Source organism: Glycomyces sp. NPDC049804, from assembly GCF_040674615.1.
GTDB lineage: Bacteria > Actinomycetota > Actinomycetes > Mycobacteriales > Micromonosporaceae > Glycomyces > Glycomyces niveus.
The window spans coordinates 61,634-76,229 of record NZ_JBFAMQ010000004.1 but is presented as its reverse complement, the minus strand read 5'-3'; the positions used below and the strand labels follow the sequence as shown (position 1 = coordinate 76,229).

12 protein-coding genes and 1 pseudogene are annotated in these 14,596 nt (G+C 70.7%); 3 read left to right on the top strand and 10 right to left on the bottom strand.

What is annotated here, in order from left to right; translation table 11 throughout:
• Window positions 1–105 precede the first annotated feature (105 nt).
• A complete protein-coding gene (locus AB0K52_RS07260) occupies window positions 106–1,641 on the bottom strand; it encodes an MDR family MFS transporter (protein WP_363528367.1) in 1,536 nt (511 codons plus the stop codon).
• A 185-nt stretch (window positions 1,642–1,826) separates the two neighbouring features.
• On the opposite strand from AB0K52_RS07260, the gene AB0K52_RS07255 reads away from it, so the two are divergent.
• Both AB0K52_RS07255 and AB0K52_RS07250 read left to right on the top strand, forming a co-directional pair.
• Entirely contained in the window at window positions 1,827–2,429 is a 603-nt protein-coding gene (locus AB0K52_RS07255) for a TetR/AcrR family transcriptional regulator (RefSeq protein ID WP_363527452.1), read from the top strand.
• A 40-nt stretch (window positions 2,430–2,469) separates the two neighbouring features.
• Entirely contained in the window at window positions 2,470–2,919 is a 450-nt protein-coding gene (locus AB0K52_RS07250; protein WP_363527449.1) for a MarR family winged helix-turn-helix transcriptional regulator, read from the top strand.
• 45 nt (window positions 2,920–2,964) lie between these two features.
• Here the strand turns inward: AB0K52_RS07250 and AB0K52_RS07245 are convergent.
• From AB0K52_RS07245 to AB0K52_RS07220, 6 genes and pseudogenes are all read right to left on the bottom strand, one after another.
• A pseudogene (locus AB0K52_RS07245) lies at window positions 2,965–3,376 on the bottom strand (RtcB family protein); the annotation flags it as partial.
• A gap of 945 nt (window positions 3,377–4,321) precedes the next feature.
• Window positions 4,322–5,236, bottom strand: a complete 915-nt coding sequence (locus tag AB0K52_RS07240; RefSeq protein ID WP_363527446.1) for an arginase family protein — start codon at window positions 5,234–5,236, stop codon at window positions 4,322–4,324.
• A gap of 147 nt (window positions 5,237–5,383) precedes the next feature.
• Window positions 5,384–6,253 carry a tetratricopeptide repeat protein gene (locus tag AB0K52_RS07235; protein WP_363527443.1) on the bottom strand — a complete coding sequence of 290 codons (870 nt, stop codon included), beginning with the start codon at window positions 6,251–6,253 and terminating at the stop codon, window positions 5,384–5,386.
• Window positions 6,254–6,337: 84 nt separating this feature from the next.
• Window positions 6,338–6,802 carry a ribonuclease HI gene (gene rnhA / locus AB0K52_RS07230; RefSeq protein ID WP_363527440.1) on the bottom strand — a complete coding sequence of 155 codons (465 nt, stop codon included), beginning with the start codon at window positions 6,800–6,802 and terminating at the stop codon, window positions 6,338–6,340.
• Window positions 6,803–6,812: 10 nt separating this feature from the next.
• On the bottom strand, window positions 6,813–7,400 hold the full coding sequence (locus tag AB0K52_RS07225) for a TMEM165/GDT1 family protein (RefSeq protein ID WP_363527437.1): 588 nt from the start codon (window positions 7,398–7,400) through the stop codon (window positions 6,813–6,815).
• 263 nt (window positions 7,401–7,663) lie between these two features.
• Window positions 7,664–8,878, bottom strand: coding sequence for an MFS transporter (locus AB0K52_RS07220; protein ID WP_363527434.1), 1,215 nt, complete (start codon window positions 8,876–8,878; stop codon window positions 7,664–7,666).
• A gap of 139 nt (window positions 8,879–9,017) precedes the next feature.
• Here AB0K52_RS07220 and AB0K52_RS07215 point away from each other — a divergent pair, with 139 nt between their 5' ends.
• The gene (locus AB0K52_RS07215; protein ID WP_363527431.1) at window positions 9,018–10,175 is read left to right on the top strand and encodes an ROK family protein; all 1,158 of its coding nucleotides are present in this window, start codon (window positions 9,018–9,020) and stop codon (window positions 10,173–10,175) included.
• Window positions 10,176–10,423: 248 nt separating this feature from the next.
• On the opposite strand, the gene araA is transcribed toward AB0K52_RS07215, so the two are convergent.
• The 3 genes from araA to araB are packed head-to-tail and all read right to left on the bottom strand — an operon-like array spanning window position 10,424 to window position 14,276.
• The gene (gene araA / locus AB0K52_RS07210; RefSeq protein WP_363527428.1) at window positions 10,424–11,920 is read right to left on the bottom strand and encodes an L-arabinose isomerase; all 1,497 of its coding nucleotides are present in this window, start codon (window positions 11,918–11,920) and stop codon (window positions 10,424–10,426) included.
• Window positions 11,921–11,925: 5 nt separating this feature from the next.
• The gene (locus AB0K52_RS07205; RefSeq protein WP_208494039.1) at window positions 11,926–12,615 is read right to left on the bottom strand and encodes an L-ribulose-5-phosphate 4-epimerase; all 690 of its coding nucleotides are present in this window, start codon (window positions 12,613–12,615) and stop codon (window positions 11,926–11,928) included.
• Window positions 12,612–14,276, bottom strand: coding sequence for a ribulokinase (gene araB, locus AB0K52_RS07200; protein WP_363527425.1), 1,665 nt, complete (start codon window positions 14,274–14,276; stop codon window positions 12,612–12,614). The genes AB0K52_RS07205 and araB overlap by 4 nt, the downstream gene beginning before the upstream one ends.
• Between the last annotated feature and the right edge of the window lie 320 nt (window positions 14,277–14,596).

Genomic DNA, 14,596 nt, shown 5'->3' with positions numbered 1-14,596 from the left:
TACACCATACACAAGGATGTTTACGCCATAAACACACGTGCCGCGGAAACACCGGAGCCGGGCCCGGACGCGGCGTGCGTCCGGACCCGGCTTCGCTTGGTGCGCCTAACCGTTCAGCAAAGCGGGCTCCTCCCCCGGCGGGGTCTCGGCGAGGTCGACGGTCTCGCGGAGTTCGACCGGGCTGAGGAACAGGGCCGCAATGAACCCTGCCGCGGCGATGCACGCGGAGATGAGGAACAGATGCCCGGTGGCGTCCCCGTAGGCGGCGCGCACGACCTCGGCGACCGGGGCGGGCATGGCGTCCAGGTTCAGACTCGACGAGCCGCCGCCGGCGGCCTCGATGCCGAGGGCGGCCAGGCCGGAGGCGATCGTGTCCGCGACCTGGTCGGCGAGGACCGCGCCGAGCACGGAGACGCCGACGGTGCCGCCGAGCGAGCGGAAGAACGTGATCGCGCCCGAGGCGGCGCCGAGCTCGCGCAGCGGGACCGAGTTCTGGACGACGAGGACGAGGTTCTGCATGGACATGCCGACACCGGTGCCGACGAGGAACATGCCCGCGCCCATGAACACCAGGTTCGTCTCGTGGTCGATCGTGGCGAGCGCCGCGAACCCGGCGGTGAGGACGAGCGTGCCGGTGATGATGTAGGGCTTCACCTTGCCCGAGCGGGAGACCAGGCGGCCGGCGACGGCCGAGGCGACCATGACGCCGAACATCATCGGGATCGTGAGCAGGCCGGCCTCGGTGGGCGAGAAGCCGCGCGAGATCTGGAAGTACTGGCCGAGGAAGACCGCGCCGCCGAACATGGCCATGCCGACCGCGAGGCTGGCGACGGTGGCGAGGGCCGGGTCGCGGCGCTTGAGGACGTGGACGGGGACGACGGGCTCGCGGACCCTGGTCTCGACCACGACGGCCGCGCCCAGGAGGACCGCCGAACCCGCGACCATGGCGCCGGTCTGCCAGGAGATCCAGTCGAAGTCGTTGCCCACGAACGTGACCCAGAGGAGGAGCAGGCTGACGCCGGCGGCGATGAGGGTCGCGCCGAGGTAGTCGACCTTGGCGTCGGCGCGCTTGGACTCGGCGAGGTGGAGGGTGCGCGAGAGCATCCAGAACGCGGCGACGCAGATGGGGACGGCGAGGAAGAAGCACCACTGCCAGCCGAGCCAGTCGGCGTCGGTGATGGCGCCGCCGAGGAGGGGGCCTCCGACGGTGGAGACGGCCATGACCCCGCCGAGGTAGCCGTTGTAGCGGCCGCGTTCCTTCGGGCTGACCATGGCGCCGATGATGACCTGGACGAGCACCTGGAGGGCGCCCATGCCGAGGCCCTGGACGGCGCGGAGCGCGATGAGCTGGCCGGTGCTCTCGACGAGGCCGCACAGGAGCGAGGCGGCGGCGAAGATGACGATGGCGACCTGGAGCAGGCGCTTCTTGTCGAACAGGTCGGCGAGCTTGCCCCACACGGGAGTGGAGGCGGTGCTCGCGAGGAGGGTCGCGGTGACGACCCACGTGTACTGGGACTGGGTGCCTTCGAGGTCGCCGACGATCCGCGGGAGGGCGACGGAGACGACGGTGGACGAGACCATCGCGGCGAACAGGACCATGAGCAGGCCCGAGAGGGCGCGAAGGACCTCGCGGTGGGTCATCGGCGCGGGTGCGGCGGTTGCGGCGGTCAAGTGACGGCCTCCTAGGGTGTTGCTGGAGGAGGGCCGGGGGGTCGATGGGCGGCCCGGCGGCCGAGGACGAGACAGACGCGGTGTAGTGAACGCTGCGTCTCTTATTAGACGCTAGCATTTAGTGAACGATCCGTTCACTACTGAAGGGATGGCCGGTGACCGATTCCACAGCGAGCCGCCGACGCGGCGACGACCTCGAACGCGCGATCTTCGAGGCCGCCCTGGAGGAGTTGGCCGAGGTCGGCTACGCCAACCTCCGCATGGAGGCCGTCGCCGCCCGCGCCAAAGCGGGCAAGGCGTCGCTGTACAAGCGCTGGCCCGACCGCGCGCACCTCGTCCGCGCCGCGGCCCGCTACAAGGCCACCGAAGTTGACACGGACTTCGTGCCCGGCGACGACGTCCGCTCCGACCTCGAGAAGGTCATGCGGTACATCGCGCAGTACCAGGACGGGCCGTTCGGGGAGGCGATCCGCGGCTGGGTCGGCGAGCTCGGCTCCTCCCCCGCCGACGAGGCCGAGGCCGAGGATCTGCGCCAGCGCATCGAGACCCCGCGCATCATGGTCTTCGCGAAGATCCTCAAGCACGGCGTCGACCGGGGCACCGTCCGCCCCGAAGCGCTCCAGCCGCGAGTGGTCAACCTCGCCCCGAATCTCCTCACCCACTACTTCCTCACCCGCGGCCACGCCGCCCCGCAGCAGGTCATCGACGACATCCTCGACCAGGTCGTCATGCCCCTCGTCAGCACCGAGCATGAATGATGCAGAGCGTGAATCATTTCGCTCATGCAGCATCTCCGGCATGTCCGCGAAACCGCCGGTCGCCCTGACCTCGTCCCTGTCCTTCCAGCTCGGTGCGCTCGGCACCACCGTCGCCGACCGGTTCGCGGCCCGGATCGCACCCCTCGGCCTCGAACCGAAGCACGCCGGGCTCCTCGCACTCCTCGCGAACGGCCGCGCACGTTCCCAGGCCGAGGCCGCCGCGATCATGGGCGTCGCCCCGAGCCTCCTCGTCAACTTCGCCGACGGACTCGAAGACCTCAACGCGCTCACCCGCCGCCGCGACCCCGCCGACCGCCGCCGCCAAGTACTCGCCCTCACCGAGGAGGGCACGCGACTCCTGCAGGCCTGCAACCGGATCGCCGACGGCATCGACGCCGACCTCACCGCCGACCTGGCACCCGCCGACACCGCCGCCCTGCGCCGAGCACTTCCCAAGATGACCGGCTTCCCCGAGCCCGCAGACGACTGAGGGCCGGACCCGCGCGATGCGGGTCCGGCCCTGCGGCCGTTCGGATCAGCCCTTGACGCAGACGACCTGGCGCAGCCGCGCCACGATCTCCACGAGATCGGACTGGGCGGCCATGACCTCCTCGATGTCCTTGTAGGCGCCCGGGATCTCGTCGAGGACCCCGGCGTCCTTGCGGCATTCGACGCCCTCGGTCTGGGCGATGAGGTCCGCGACCGTGAAGCGCTTCTTCGCCGCGTTTCGGCTCATCTTCCGGCCCGCGCCGTGCGAGGCCGACTCGTAGGCCGCCCCCTTGCCGAGGCCCCGAACGATGAAGCTCGCCGCGCCCATGGATGATGCCCAGATCGCCCAGGCCCGCCCGGATCGCGCCCTTGCGGGTCACGAGAAGGTCCTGCCCGTCGTGCGTCTCCTCGGCCACGTAGTTGTGGTGCACGGAGATCTCAGGCTCGAAGCGGGCCTTCGGGAACCGCCTCGACTCCCTGAAGGTGATTCGCATCGCTTACGTCGAATTTACGTGACTCGAAGCGTCGGTCCATATACGCACAGTTGATCCATGTTCGACGCAACGCGACCAGAGGTCGCCTACCTCATCGGCCTACTGCAGACGGACGGCTCCCACTACGGCAGCCTCGACGCCAAAGGCAAAGTGACACTCGAGCTCGCTGCGCGCGACGCCGCGGTGCTCCCGCGACTCGCGGCCGTCATCCCCTGCTACACCTCGATCCGTACCCGAACGCGGGACACGAACTTCAGCAAGGCATACGAATCGGCCTGCCTCGGCTTCTTCGACCAGGAGGCTCGCAGGGCCATCGCCACGCTCGGGGTGCCGCCGGGCCGGAAATCGCGCACGATCGCACCGCCACCGCAGCCCTTCTCGAAAGCCGACTATGTGCGCGGCGTGCTCGACGGCGACGGCTCGGTCGGGTTCACCGCGAAAGGCTATCCGTTCGTGAGCCTCGTAACCGCCAGCCTGGCCCTCGCCGAGTTCTTCTGCGGCGTCGTCAAGGAGGTATGCGGCGTCGACCGCACCCCGCGGCCGAACACGCGCGACGGCGTCGCGAACATCATGGTGGTCAACATCGCCGCCGCGAAACTGGCCCGCATGGGCGTGGCACTCCCCCGAAACCATCGGCATCGACCGCAAGCGCGAAGCGGCGGCCAAGGTGGCCGCCTGGGCGCCGGACCCGGCGAGAGCCGGTCGGTACGGCGTCGTCAGGAAGCGTTGGACCTCCGAAGAGGATCTGGTCGTGCTCGGCCATACGATCGCGGACGCAGCGAGGCTCCTCGGCCGTACTACGCAGAGCGTGAACCTGCGGCGGTGGCGGCTCCGCAACGCCAACGCCAATGCCGGGAGCGGGACCGGATGATGACGACAGGGGTCTTGGGGACTCCCCGAGATCGCACGCTATTGGAGGGCTTCGACGAGGAGGTCGGCGAGGGCTTTCGCGTACTCGCCGTCGGGGTCGTAGTCGGGGTCGAAGACGGTGAGGTCCATGCCGGCGCAGCGGTCGTCGGCGGCGCAGGTGGTGATGATCTGGCTCAGCTCGCCGAGCGAGATGCCGCCGGGCGCGGGGCCGTCGACGGCGGGCATCACAGACGGGTCGAGGACGTCGGTGTCCACATGGAGCCAGAACGTCGCCACGTCCCCCAGCGATTCCAGCGCCCACTCCGCGGAGCGTCCGATCCCGTTGGCGCGCAGCGCGGGCACGGTGCGCATGGCAACGCCGGAGGCTTCGAGCTCGACCCGGTGCGGGTCGTCCGAGCGCAGGCCCAGCACCACGAGGTGGTCGGTGTCCACATAGGGGCGCAGGCCGCCGATGTCGGTGAGGTCGGGCTGGCCGCGGCCCGTGGCGAGCGCCAGCTCCTCGGCCGCCGCCGCGCCCACGTACTGCGAGTTCCCGGGGTGGCGGAAGTCAGAGTGCGCGTCGATGAAGACCAGGCCGCGGTCCTGGCGGTCGCGTTCGGTGCGCCGCCGGGCCGCCAGCGCGGGCCCGAGCAGGATCGAGCAGTCGCCGCCGAGGACGAGCGGGAAGCGGCGCTCCTGCCACTGCCGTTCGACGCGGTCGGCGAGGCGGCGCGTGTACTCGGCGATGGCCTTGGCCTGGCCGACGCCGTCGCCGGGCCGCCAGGCGGAGGCGTCGAATCGGGGCGGGGTGAGGCAGCCGGCGTCGACGGCGTTGAGGCGCGAGAGGAGCCGGTGGTCGCGCAGCGCCCCCGGGGCTTTGGCGCAGCCGGGGACGGTGCTCGGTGTGGGCGGGCGCAGTCCGAGGTTGGAGGGCGCGTCGAGGACCGCGATGCGTCTCGTTCGAGTCGCTGGCAACGCCCACCTCCCACTCGGCACCGGCTTCGCTAGCTTGTCACAGCGGACCGCCTCGGCACCAGTTCCGGGGGTCCACCGAACGGCCGGACCTCCACGTCACGGTGTGGCGTGGAGGTCCGGGTGCGTCGTGCGGTGCTGGTGGTCCGGTCAGAAGAGGACGGCGCTGAGCTTGCGGCGGGCCTTGGCGACGGTCGGGTCGTCGGTCCCGGCGACGGTGAACAGTTCGACGAGGCGCTTGCGCAGGCGCTCGCGGTCGTCGCCGAAGTTCTTGGCCACCAGGGCGATCAGCCGCTCATAGGCGGCTTCGGCCTGCCCGGAGAGGAGCTGGAGGTCGGCGGCGGCGAGGGCGGCGTCGATGTTGTCGGGGTCGGCGTCGGCGATCGCGACGGCGTTGTCGGGCAGGGCTCCGACGCGGCGCAGCATGCGCACCTGCGCGAGCCCGGCCTCGGCTTCGCCGGACGCGGGGTGGTTCTTGAGGTACTTGTCGTACGCGGCTTCGGCGGCGTCGAGGTCGCCTTCGACCATGAGGTTCTCGGCGCTGGCGAGCTCGGGGTCGACCGGCTGGGGGACGTCGAGGCCGGCGGCCTGGGTGACGCGGCCGATCCATTGGCGCAGGCCCTGTTCGGACTGGGGGCCTTGGAGCAGGTCGAGCGGGCGGCCCTGCGCGAGTGCGACGACGGCGGGCAGCGACTGGAGCTGGAGGGCGGCGGCGAGCTGCTGGTTCTGCAGCACGTCGGCCTTCGCGAGCACCCATGCGCCGCCGGCTTCGGCGGCGAGGCGCTGGAGGAGGTCGCGCACTTGGAGGCTCTCGGGCACCTGGTCGGCCCAGAACGCGACGACGACCAGCGCGTCGAGGGAGCGTTCGAGCACTTCGCTCTGGACGGTCGCGTCGGTGACGTCGATGGCGAGGACGCCTCCGCCGCCGAGGCCGCCCTGTTGCGCCTGCTGCTGGGCGGCGGCCGCGAGGGTGCTGAGGTCGACGCCTCCGGAGAATCGTGACGGTACCTGGTCGCTCATGGTGGTGATTGTTCCATTCTCATCGGGGCCCGGGAGCGCGGGCCGGGTGCGTTGTGGATCGCGCGGCGGCGGGAATAGGCGGGGTCAGCGGCGTCCGGCGGCTTCGTCGCGGCCTTTGCAGGCGAGGCGGTCGGCGCGTTCGTTCCCGGGATCGCCCGCGTGGCCTTTGACCCAGCGCCAGTCGACGGTGTGGCGGGCGGCGGCCTCGTCGAGGCGGCGCCACAGGTCGGCGTTCTTGACCGGTTCCTTCTTGGCGTTGATCCAGCCGTTGCGCTTCCAGCCGTTCATCCAGGAGGTGATGCCGTTGCGCACGTATGCGGAGTCGGTGTAGAGCACGACGTGCATGGGGCGCTTGAGGGTCTCGAGGGCCTGGATGGCGGCCATGAGCTCCATGCGGTTGTTCGTGGTGGCCTTCTCGGCGCCGTACAGCTCCTTCTCGTGCTCGCCCCACTGGTAGTAGACGCCCCAGCCCCCCGGGCCGGGGTTGCCGGAGCACGCCCCGTCGGTGTAGATGACGGCGGTGTCCTCGTTCGCGTCCGGTTTCGGCATGACCGCCAGCTTAGTCCGCGAGCGCGGTGAGGGCCTCGATGGCCAGCAGGACGCCGATCACGAGGAACAGTCCGGAGGAGACGTAGCGGATGACCTTCTCGGGGATGCGCTTGGCGACCCAGGCGCCGGCGAAGACGGCGAGGAGGTCGGCGGCGAGCATGCCGGCGGTGCCGCCGAGCCAGACGCCGGAAGGGTGGTAGCTGGAGCCCATGCCCATGGCGATGATCATGGTCTTGTCGCCGAATTCGGCGAGGAACATGGCGGTGACGACGGTGAGCAGGCCGGTGCTTCGCTCCGTGATGGGGCCTTCGGCTTCCTCGTCGCCGCGTTCGGGTTTGAGGCCCCAGAGGCCGAAGCCGATGAACATGAGGGCGGCGGCGAGGCGGATCCAGTCGGTGGGGAGGAGGTTGCCGAGGGCGGCGCCGACGCCGACGGAGAGGCCGATGAGGGCGCCGATGGCGATGACGAGGCCGAGGATGACGGTGCGCATCCGGTATCTGGTGGCGAAAGTGAGGGCCATGAGCTGGCTCTTGTCTCCCATTTCGCCGAGGAAGACGGCGCCGAACGCGACGCCGGCGGCGATGAGCAGTGCTTCCATTGAGGGTGATCCTCCCAGTGTTCACGCCGGGAGGAGGGGACACAGCGACCTCGACCCGGCCGTACGGCCTTGGTCGAAGGTCTCGCTCGCCTCGGGGACCGAGGCCGTGCGGCCGGGTTCGGTCTCGGCGGAGCTTGCGAGCTGTAACCGAGGGGAACCAGTATGTCGACCGCAGCGTTGGGAGCTACTCCCCTTCTGCACGGGCAAGTCTACGCGGGGGCCCGTCGCGGCGCGACGGGCCCGGTGCGTGACGTGCGCCGCGGTCAGACTGCGGCGGGGGTCTTCTCGGGTTCGGGCGCCCGGTCCTTGAAGAGGCGGCGGAGGGTGAGGGGGCCGGCGAAGGCGGCGAACGCGGCCAGCGCGGTGGGGACGAGGAGGCCGGTGGTGATGCTGGTGGCTTCGGCGATGTAGCCGATGGCGGCGGGGCCGATGAGGAGGCCTGCGGAGCCGGACATGGAGATGAGGGCGATGTTGGAGGGCGTGCCGCCGGCTTGGCCGATGGCGCTGAACAGGACCGGGACGATGATGGCGATGCCGCTGCCGGCGAGGAGCCAGCCGGCCCAGGCGAGCGGGAGGCCGCCCGCTTGTCCGGAGGCGAGGACGAGGACGTAGCCGGCGGTGGCGGTGGCGCCGGCCCACAGGAGGGTGCGGCCGGGGCCGAGTGCGGCGCGGATGGGGTCGCCGAAGAGCCGGAAGACGGTCATGGCGACGGCGAAGACGGTGTAGGAGAGGGGCGCGAGCGCGTCGTCGGCCTCGAGGGCCTTGGCGGCGTGGAGGTTCGCCCAGTCGATCGCGCCGGATTCGATGAGGTGTCCGCCGAGGCCGAGGACGAACAGGGCTGCGAGGAGCAGTGCGCCGATGCGGCGGACGGGGGTTCCGCTGCTGCCGCCGGAGTTGTCTCGACCCGGTGGCGGCAGCAGCGGACGTGTGAAGGCGGCCATGGCCACCGCGCTGATGAGGGCGACGGCGAGGAGCACGGTCCGGCCGCCGAGGCCGATGCCGAGGGCGATGGCGGTGACGGCGCCCGCGAGGGCGCTGCCGAGGCTCCAGAGGCCGTGGAAGGCGGAGATGATGGGCCGCCCGTAGCGCTGCTCGAGTTCGACCGAGTGGGCGTTGATGCCGACCTCGATGAAGCCGACGCCGACGCCGTAGAGGGCCGCGCAGGCGAGGAGGGTGGTGTAGTTCGGGGCGAGGGCGGGGGCGATGAGCACGAGCTGCGTGGCGGGGGCGGTCCACAGGAGGAGCTTGCGGCTGGTGACGCGGTCGGCGATGCGGCCGGCGAGGACCATCGAGCCGAGGCCGACGAGCTGGATGAGCAGGAGCGCGGTGCCGAGCTTCGCTTCGCCGAGGCCGAGGCGGGCGTCGATGCCGGGCAGCGAGGCGGCCCAGGCGCCCATGACGAAGCCTGAGGTGGCGAAGGCGCCGTGGAGGCCGATGCGGGCGCGGCGGAGGTCGGGGGCGGTGGTCGCGGTGGGCACAGCGGTCGGTCCTTGCGATCGGGAGGCGGCGCACCGCCACGTTTTTGTTCTCGATATGAACATAACAACGGTCGCGGGCTGTCGTCAAGGGTTATGTTCAAGCCGAATACAAAAATCGGGAGGCTGGCATAATCCCTGCATGCCCCAGACGATGACCAGCGCCGACCTCCGCGTCCGCAACCAGGTCCGGCTGCTGCGCGCCGTCCACGACGCCGCCGCGCCGTTCACCCGGGCCGAGGCCGCGCGGCTCCTCGGCATCGGCCGCAACACCGCCGCCGCGCTCGTCGGCGAGCTCGAGCAGGCCCGCCTGCTGCACGAGGTCCCGGCCGAGAGCAGCGGCCGCGGGCGGCCCACGACCCTCCTCGTGCCCCATCCCGAAGGGCCGCTGGCGTTCGCGGTCGACTTCCGGGAGGACACGTGGACACTCGCGTCGGTCGCCCTCGGCGGCGCGATCACCGAGCTCGAATCCGGCGAGCACGACCGCACCCCGGCGGTGTTCGCGCAGATCCGCGCCGCCATCGCCCGGCACGAGGACGAGCGGCTGGCCGTCGTCGGGTTCGCCACATCAGGGCCGATCCGCGACGGGCACCGGCTGCACATCTCGCACTTGGGCTGGGACGAGGTGGAGCTGGGGACGCTCATCGGCGCGGACTGGCCCACGACCGTGATCGACAACGACGCGCGGCTCGCCGGGCTCGCCGAAACGCGGCGGGGCGCGCTGCGCGGCATGGGGACCGCGATGCACTTCCACATCGACTTCGACATCGGCGGGACGCTGCTGCTGGCCGGCGACGCGCAGCGCGGCGGGCACAACATCGCCGGGGAGTTCGGGCACATGCCCCTCACCGGGTCGGAGTTGACGTGCATGTGCGGGGTGCGCGGCTGCTGGAGTCTCGACGTGGGCGCGAACGCGCTCGTGCGGCGGTTCGGCGAGCAGCCCGGCTACGGCACGGGACGCGACCTGGCGCGGGAGATCCTGCGCCGCGCCGAGAACGGCGACCCGGAGGCCGGCGCGGCCCTCGACGAGAACGCCGCCGCGCTCGGCCGCGGGCTCGGCGCGCTCGCGAACGCGCTCGACCCGGAGGCGATCAGCCTCTCGGGCCTGGGGGTGGATTTGATCCGCTTGCGGCGCAGCCTGATCGAAGCGAGCTGCGCCGAGTTCCTGATGGCGTTCCGCCGCGACGAGCCGCCGCGGATCATCCCCGGCACGGTCGGCGACGCGGGACCGCTGACCGGCGCGGCCGAGATCGCGTGGGACGCGATCCTGACCCCCGAATGGGTGAAATCGCGGCAGTGAACGCGACACGCCCGGGTGTGCTGTCACACCCGGGCGCGATGATCGCGACAGCCCCTCGGGGAGGGCGGGGGTTCGGGATGGTCGTACAGGCCTTCCCGAACCCCCACCCACCCAGGGGAGCCCAGCATTGCCCCCGGGTCCGACAAGAAAGCCCGCCGTAACCCCGCCCCGCCGCAGCATCCACTCGAACGAGTGAGGGGCGGGCCCGACCGGGCCCGCCCCTCATCGCTTTCGCCTTGCGGCGCTCCCTAGATGCCGCCCTCGAGGTGGTGGTACACCTGGTTCCAGCGCAGCTCGCGCTTGAACTCGGTGGCGGTGGTGCCCTCGCCGATCACGACGAGCTCGAGGCCCGCGATCTCCGCGAAGTCCTCCATCACCTCGCGGCCGAAGGCCTGCGTGTACGAAGTGTGGTGCGGGCCGCCGGCGGTCAGCCAGGCCTCGGCCGCCGTCTCCAGGTCCGGGCGCGGCACCCACACGGCACGCGCGACCGGCAGGTTCGGCAGGTCCTCGTCGGGCTCGACCGTGTCGACCTCGTTGGCCACCAGACGCAGCCGCGTCCCGAAGTCCATCAGGCCCACCGCGATCGCCGGGCCGGGCGGCGCAGTGAAGACCAGGCGCACCGGGTCCTCCTTGCCGCCGATGCCCAGCGGGTGGATCTCCGCCGCCGGCTTCGCCGACGCGATCGTCGGGCACACCTCGAGCATGTGCGCGCCCAGGATCTGCGGGGTCTCCGAACCGAGGTTGTACGTGTAGTCCTCCATGAAGGACGTGCCGCCCTCGAGGCCCTGCGCCATGACCTTCATGACCCGCACGAGCACGGCGGTCTTCCAGTCGCCCTCGCCGCCGAAGCCGTAGCCGTCGGCCATGAGCCGCTGCACCGCGATGCCCGGGAGCTGCTTGAGCGCGCCCAGGTCCTCGAACGTGTCCGTGAACGCCTTCGCGCCGTGCTCCTCCAGCACCGAGCGGAGCGCCAGCTCGATGCGGGCCGCGTCGCGCAGCGACTCGTGCCGCTCGCCGCCGACGCGCAGCTCCGGCACCACGTCGTAGTCGGCCTCGTAGACCTTCACGAGGTCGTCGACGGCCTTGTCCTCGATGGTCGCCACGCGCTCGACGAGCTCGTTGACGCCGTACGTGTTCACCTCGACGCCCAGGCGGATCTGCGCCTCGACCTTGTCGCCCTCGGTCACGCCCACATAGCGCATGTTGTCGCCGAAGCGCACCAGCTTCAGGTTCTGGACCTCGTTCCAGCCCAGCGCCGCCCGCGCCCAGTTGCCGATGCGGCCCTGGACCCGCGCGTCCGCCCAGTGGCCCACCACGGTCTTGCGGCGGTGGCGCAGGCGCGTGAGCATGTACCCGAACTCGCGGTCGCCGTGGGCGGCCTGGTTCAGGTTCATGAAGTCCATGTCGATGTCGGCCCACGGCAGGTCGCGGTTGTGCTGCGTGTGCAGGTGCAGCAGCGGCTTCTGCAGGGCGCCGAGCCCGGCGATCCACATCTTCGACGGGGAGAAGGTGTGCATCCAGGTGATGACGCCGATGCAGGCGTCGTCGGCGTTCGCCTCCAGGAGGACCTTCTTGATCTCCTCGGGGGTGGTCAGCACCGGCTTCGCCACGACCTTGACCGGGATCGAGGGGGCCGCGTCGAGCCCGGCGATGATGTCGGCCGAGTTCTGGGCGACCTGCTCGATCGCCTCGGGGCCGTAGAGGTGCTGGCTGCCGGTGACGAACCAGAGTTCTTTCGTTTCCATGTGTGCTATTGCTCCTTGGAGGACGGCTGCTGGCCGTAGACGTTCTGGTAGCGGTCGTAGAGCTTGTCGATGTCCGCCTGGGGGATCGGGACCGGCTCGCCCAGCTGGCGCGAGATGTGGACGGTGCGCGCCACGTCCTCGGCCATGACGGCGGCCTTCACGGCGGCCTTGGGGTCCTTGCCGATGGTGAACACGCCGTGGTTCTGCATGATGACCGCCGGGGAGCGGTGCCCCCGCAGGGTCTCCACGATGCCCTTGCCGATCGCGTCCGAGCCGATGCGCGCGAACGGGCCCAGCGGGATCTCCCCGCCGAACTCGTCGGCCATCGCCGTGATCACGCACGGGATCGGCTCGGCCCGCGCGGCCCACGCCGTCGCGTACGGGCTGTGCGTGTGGACCACGCCGCCGACCTCGGGCATCTCCTGGTAGACCACGTTGTGGCTCTCCGCGTCCGAGGACGGCGCGAGGTCGCCGTCGAGGATGTTGCCCTCGAGGTCGGTGACGACCATCAGCTCGGGCTTCATGTCGTCATAGGAGACGCCGCTCGGCTTGATGACGATGAGGTCGGTGCCCGGGACGCGGCCCGAGACGTTGCCGCTGGTCCAGGTCACCAGGCCCCAGCGCAGGAGCTCGGCGTGCAAGTCGCTGACCTTGACCTTCATCTCCTCGACGGCCGCAGTCGTCTTGAACGTCATTTCGTTGCCTCCGTGGCGATCTTGTGCAGCGTGTGCAGGGCGCGCGAGCCGCCGCGGCCGAAGTGGTCGTGCAGCTCCGCGTAGACGGCGTACAGCCGGTCGTAGGCGTCGGCGCGGGCCTCGTCGGGAACGTAGGCGTTGCGCTCGACCTTGCCCATGGCCTCCGCGGCCGCCACGATGTCCGGGTAGGCGCCCGCCGCGACCGCGGCGTGGATCGCCGAGCCCAGCGCCGGGCCCTGCTGCGAGGTGAGGACCGTGATCGGCATGCGCAGCACGTCCGAGTAGGTCTGCATCAGCCACTTGTTCTTCAGCAGGCCGCCCGCGGCGACGAACTCCTCGATCGGGACGCCGGCCTTGACCAGGGTCTCGACGATCATGCGGGTGCCGAACGCGGTGGCCTCCACCAGCGCCCGGTAGATGTCCTCGGGCTTGGACTGCAGGCCCAGGCCGAGGATGACGCCGTGCAGGTCGTGGTCGACCAGGACGGAGCGGTTCCCCGAGTGCCAGTCGAGCGCGACCAGGCCGTGCTGGCCGACGGCCTGCCCTTCGGCGAGCTCGGTCAGGTACTGGTGGATCGAGATGCCGCGCCGCTCGGCCTCGGCGGTGTACTCGCCGGGGACGCCGTTCTTGGTGAACCACGCGAAGATGTCGCCCACACCGGACTGCCCGGCCTCGTAGCCCCACAGGCCCTTGGTGATGCCGTCGCGGACCACGCCGCACATGCCCGGCGCCTCGGTCAGGTTCTCGCCGTTGACGACGTGGCAGGTGCTGGTGCCCATGATGGCGACCATCTGGCCGGGGCCGACGGCCTTCGCGGAGGCGGCGGTGACGTGCGCGTCGACGTTCCCGGCGGCGATCACGGTGCCGGCGTTCAGGCCCGTCCACTCGGCGGCCTGCGCGGTGAGCTCGCCCGCCTTGTCGCCCAAGGGCAGCAGCGGGTGCTCCATCTTGGCGTTGAAGTCGGCGAAGTCGGGGTTGAGCGCGGCCAGGTACTCGCGGGAGGGGCGCTCGCCGTCCTGGACGATGCCCTTGTATCCGGCGGTGCAGGAGTTGCGGGTCTCCTGGCCGCACAACTGCCACACGATCCAGTCGGCCGCTTCGATCCAGCGCTCGGCGCGGTCGTAGATCTCGCGGTCCTCCTCGAGGAGCTGCAGGCCCTTGGCGTAGGCCCACTCCGAGGAGATCTTGCCGCCGTAGCGGGGCAGCCACGCCTCGCCGCGCTCGGCGGCGACGGCGTTGATGCGGTCGGCCTGGCCCTGCGCGGCGTGGTGCTTCCACAGCTTCGGCCACGCGTGCGGGCGGTCCTTGAACTCGTCCAGCTCGCACAGCGGCGTGCCGTCGGCGGTGGTCGGGAGGATCGTGCACGCGGTGAAGTCCGTGGCGATGCCGATGACCTGGTCGGGGCTCACCCCCGCGGCGGCGATGGCGGCGGGCACGGCGTTGCGGAGGACGTCGACCCAGTCCTTGGGCGACTGGAGCGCCCAGCTGCGGCCGAGGCGGACGCCCGAGCCCGGGAGGGCCTCTTCGATGGCGCCGTGCTCGTACACGTGCTCGGCGCTGGCCAGCTCGCGGCCGTCGGCCACCGATGCCACGACGACCCGGCCGGACAAGGTGCCGAAGTCGATCCCGATAGCAACGGCATCGTTGTCGCTGCCCGTCATTGCGCCTCCTTGGGGGTGCTCGTTTTCGACACGTTCGTCGAGGTCCACAAGTAAAAAGTGATCGCTCACATGATGCTGTTCCACCGGTGGGCGGCGGCGTGTGCACAGAGTTGGATCCCCAACAACCTAACGCATTCACACGTTCGGTACCAGCAGTGGTCCGATGAACGGGAGGCGGAACCGGAAATACCGGATCGATTCCGGCCGAGCGGAGCGCAGGGGTGTGACCGAGGTCCCTCAGCACATCTTTTCACGGAGCACATCGTACAGCGTACGAGATTACCTGCGGAGGCCCACGGGTATTCGCCGGACCGGGACCC